This is a genomic window from Breznakibacter xylanolyticus (assembly GCF_003254275.1).
Taxonomy (GTDB): Bacteria; Bacteroidota; Bacteroidia; order Bacteroidales; family Marinilabiliaceae; genus Breznakibacter; species Breznakibacter xylanolyticus.
The window spans coordinates 1-2,463 of sequence record NZ_QKZK01000077.1 but is presented as its reverse complement, the minus strand read 5'-3'; the positions used below and the strand labels follow the sequence as shown (position 1 = coordinate 2,463).

Below are 2,463 nucleotides of genomic sequence, written 5' to 3'. Positions count from 1 at the left end.
CCACCCTTGCCATCCTAACGAAAATATCCTATGGGGCAGGTGTTAATCCTCTCAAAGGAAAAAAAATGACAGACACAGTTTGATGAACACTACCAGACAATCTTCCAAAATTTGAAAAAAAATTCAACGATTATTTGCAGGAAACCATTACCAACAAAGTGGGCGATTTCAGAATGTTTTTTGAGAACTGGTCAGATTCAATCAAAGAGAACATCAAGCATTTGAATGATTCTTTGAAAGGAATTGATTTTAAAAGCAAGCCTCAAACTTACATCCAACTGGTAGCTCCTAATAAAATCACTGATGAAGTAAAGGAGTTTAGGAAGCTTTTGGAAGAAGCCGTTCCTAATGTTTATCAGATGGAAAAAACAATTGAAGGAAGAGAGTATCACTTTAATAATCACATTCATCCATTTATTGAAAAATTAGATAAAGAAGAATGGCGTAAAAAAGTAATGGACGTTCGCTCTTGGTTCACCTATAAAGCGGAAGAGTTTTATAAAGAAAACAATCAGAAGTTTAAACGTATGAAGCAATGGGTCAACTTTCTGGTGGTGAAAAAGCTCAACTCACCTACACAATTTTAGGCTCAGCCATCGCTTATCAGTTTGGCTTAACAAATAATAATCAAGGATTAGAACCAAAATCATTCCGTTTTATTGCGATTGATGAAGCGTTTAAGGCACAAGACGAAGATAAAGCCCGCTATCTTATAACGCTTTGCAAACAACTTCATTTGCAATTATTGGTTGTTACACCGAGCGATAATATTCACATTGTAGAAAACGATATTTCTTTTGTTCATTTTGTTGAACGTAAAGAAGAAAGACATTCGTGGTTGTATGATATGCCTATCGAACAATTCAAAGAAGAAAAAGCAAATTATCTGAATCAATGATTACACCCAAAGAAATAAAAGACAAAGCTGAACGAAAATATATTTCTTTTCTTCAATCATTGGTTGAGAATAGGTCTTTTGAAAAACTTGTAATTCGTGGCGATAAGTCATACACCAAGTCTTCTTTATCCGAATTTGAAAAAGAAATACAACAAATCGTCAGCCAATCTAAAGAGAAAAAAGGATATGGATACACATTGGAGTTTCAGCAAATAAAAACAAAGTCATTAGGAATACAAGATTTACCAATTTCAATTTTCTTTGATACTGAAAAAGATTTCTTGAAGTTTCTGGGGAAGGAAAAAGAAGTTGAATTATTCAAAACGAGTGTAGAGATAATCATTAATGCGTTTCCCGAATTAAAAGATTGGATAATAAAAAACCCCATTAAAGTTGTTAATAACCAGCCTGAATGGGACAGTATTTTAAAAGTGTGCCGATACTTTAAACAAAATCCTAAGCCAAATTTGTACATAAGGGAATTGCCTATAAAGGTCCATACCAAATTTATTGAACGCAATCAGAGTGTAATCAAAGAATTGCTTAACATTCTGATTCCAGAGCATATTAATAGCGAAGAAAAGGAGTTTGAGAAAAGATTTAACCTGAAATTTGCCGAGCCTCAAATTCGGTTTAAAGTTCTTGACAGAGCAATAGCAGAAAAATTCTTTTCGGGAGTTGACGATATTGCTGTTCCTATAAGCCAATTTGAAACATTGAATTTACCGATTAAAAAAGTATTGGTCGTAGAAAATAAAACGACGCTTTATACGACTCTGACTCTACCGAAAATGAACGACACTATCGCAATATTTGGAAGTGGATACGGTGTTTACAATCTCAAAAATGTTCATTGGTTTGCCAAACTTGAATTACTTTATTGGGGCGACATAGACGTACAAGGTTTTGAAATTTTGTCACAATTCAGGGGCTATTTCCCATTGACAAAAAGCATTTTAATGGACATTATAACCTTTGAAAAATTCTTTGAAAATGATTTAGGAACCCAAACGAATATTTGTACATCACTTAATTTGACTGACAGTGAACTAAAACTATATGAAATTTTGAAAACAAACAATTGGCGATTAGAACAGGAAAAAATTCCATTCGATTATGTCAATGAATTTTTTGATAGAGAAAACCTCGCTTCGTAGTCAAGCACATTGGCTGGTCGCTCAAAAAAGCCAACGCACGTCCAAAACCAGCCAAAGAGCTTGCCTACCCCAGCGCACGGCAGACAGAAACGTGTAGCAATTTGAAAGAAAAAATGACAGAAAACAAATAACACCAGGCGGTAACAAGCGGTATAAAACATTGGGGTTTAAGTGGTTAAATCAAGCGTTCTGCCCCGCATCAAGTTCGGTGTAACTGGACAAGATAGTAGCCCGCAATCCCCAACGATTTCATACCGCCGTCCGTTACCGCCAAGTGTAGAAAACTGAAAAGACAGATTAATCATATAATGAGAATCACTACTGACCGACAAAAAATAAAATAAGGGTTACCGCCCGAAGGTTTCACCCTATAGTTGTAGATTTATGTTGCGAAACAAAATACAACTA

The 2,463-nt window shown here is 35.0% G+C and carries 3 protein-coding genes; all 3 read left to right on the top strand.

What is annotated here, in order from left to right; translation table 11 throughout:
* Positions 1–134 precede the first annotated feature (134 nt).
* The 3 genes from LX69_RS18090 to LX69_RS17350 are packed head-to-tail and all read left to right on the top strand — an operon-like array spanning position 135 to position 2,055.
* Positions 135–587, top strand: a complete 453-nt coding sequence (locus LX69_RS18090; RefSeq protein ID WP_221621420.1) for a hypothetical protein — start codon at positions 135–137, stop codon at positions 585–587.
* Positions 536–898, top strand: a complete 363-nt coding sequence (locus LX69_RS18085) for an SbcC/MukB-like Walker B domain-containing protein (protein ID WP_245935056.1) — start codon at positions 536–538, stop codon at positions 896–898. Before LX69_RS18090 ends, LX69_RS18085 begins: the two co-directional genes overlap by 52 nt.
* Entirely contained in the window at positions 895–2,055 is a 1,161-nt protein-coding gene (locus tag LX69_RS17350; protein WP_111447287.1) for a Wadjet anti-phage system protein JetD domain-containing protein, read from the top strand. Before LX69_RS18085 ends, LX69_RS17350 begins: the two co-directional genes overlap by 4 nt.
* Positions 2,056–2,463: the final 408 nt, after the last annotated feature.

Coding starts and splice junctions, on each gene's coding strand:
- LX69_RS18085 (WP_245935056.1), top strand. CDS start 536: ATGGGTCAACTTTCTGGTGGTGAAAAAGCTCAACTCACCTACACAATT.
- LX69_RS17350 (WP_111447287.1), top strand. CDS start 895: ATGATTACACCCAAAGAAATAAAAGACAAAGCTGAACGAAAATATATT.